The following is a 1,434-nucleotide window of genomic DNA, read 5'->3' as shown; positions in this document are numbered from 1 at the left end:
GGCTGAATTCAGCCGTTTTTTTTAATTCTTATTTTTAAAATTGATAACGTAAGGTTAATGTTGCATTACGTGGTGCGCCTTGAGTAATTTGGCCATAAGCAGGGAATACGCCATAATAATCCTTATCAAATAGGTTATTAATATTTAATTGTGCTGAAAAATCTTGGTTAATTTTATATTTAGCCATTAAATTAACCAAAGCATAGGCACCTTGTTCAATACGAGGATCTGCACCAACTGGTGCATTTGAAGCAACAATATAAGTCTTGCTTTGCCAATTAATCCCCCCCCCAATACTTAAAGCATCCCATTGCCCCGGAAGCTGATAAGTTGTGTATGTTTGAATAAGCTTACGCGGCAATTGCGTATTGATATCCGCTCCGTTTTCTTCTGTTGCTTTATATTGACTATATCCAGCAGTAATATTCCAATTCGGTGTAAGTCGACCACTCAGTTCAAGCTCAAAACCTTTACTTTTTGCCCCCTCAGCAGCTCGATAATATGTTTCTAAAGTTCCATTTGGTCGAGTGATTTGGCCGACTGCTTGAGCAAGATTATCTTGTTGAATATTGAAAAGGGCTAAAGAGCCACTCAAACGATCATCAAACCATGATGATTTCAATCCAATTTCAGTGCTCTTACCCTCAATTGGCTCAAGATAGTTATTGTTAATATCTTTTTCATCCTGTGGCTGAAAAATACTGGTATAGCTTACATAAGCTGAATAATTGGGATGAATGTCATACACCAATCCTGCATAAGGAATAAATTCATGTTGATATTTAATCTTAGGAGCCTTTGAACCTAAATCTTTTTCATAATCAGTCACCCGACCACCAACAATTAACTTCAGTGGATCGAGTAGAGAAAGCTGTGTAGCTGCAAAAATTGCATTTTGTTTAACTTGATAGCTTTCTGAAGGTGCCCATGCACTCCATACAGGTTCTGGCAGCGCAGTATTCCAATCATAAATGCTTTCAGGAGTTTGCGTTGTACCAGATCGTCCTAACGCTTCGAAGTCTTGATTTGAATATTGATATCCTGCGACAACTTTATGATTTCGTCCAAATAGATCAAACTTCCCATCTAATTGTAAGGTTGCATTATCTTGATCAACATTCACTTTATAGGAACCTGCAAAGCCAGATAAACCTAAGCCTGTTGTTTTATCGGGGTTCCCAGAAACATAAAATAGTTTTGAATCCGCTTCTCTTTTACCATGTGCATAGGAAAGTTTAACATTCCAGTCTTGGTTAATTTTTTGCGTTAAATCAGCAAACCAATTGGTATATTTAACACTCCACCGAGTCCAGTCTTGGGTTGTTGTTGTACATCTAGCAAGACTTGTACGTATACCTTCGCTGACGACCACTGTTAAGCCACCCCACATCGCTCTACGAGTGTCATCTTCTTGATAACTCACCCCTGCTGACA

1 protein-coding gene is annotated in these 1,434 nt (G+C 38.4%); it reads right to left on the bottom strand.

Annotated elements, in window-relative coordinates; all coding sequences use genetic code 11:
* Positions 1-34: 34 nt before the first annotated feature.
* Positions 35-1,434, bottom strand: a 1,400-nt coding sequence (locus tag AAV96_RS00065) for a TonB-dependent siderophore receptor (RefSeq protein ID WP_046737826.1), incomplete at its 5' end; no start/stop codon positions are given.

It is taken from the genome of Acinetobacter sp. AG1 (assembly GCF_001005525.1).
GTDB lineage: Bacteria > Pseudomonadota > Gammaproteobacteria > Pseudomonadales > Moraxellaceae > Acinetobacter > Acinetobacter modestus.
This window is presented reverse-complemented; position numbering and strand designations above follow the sequence as displayed.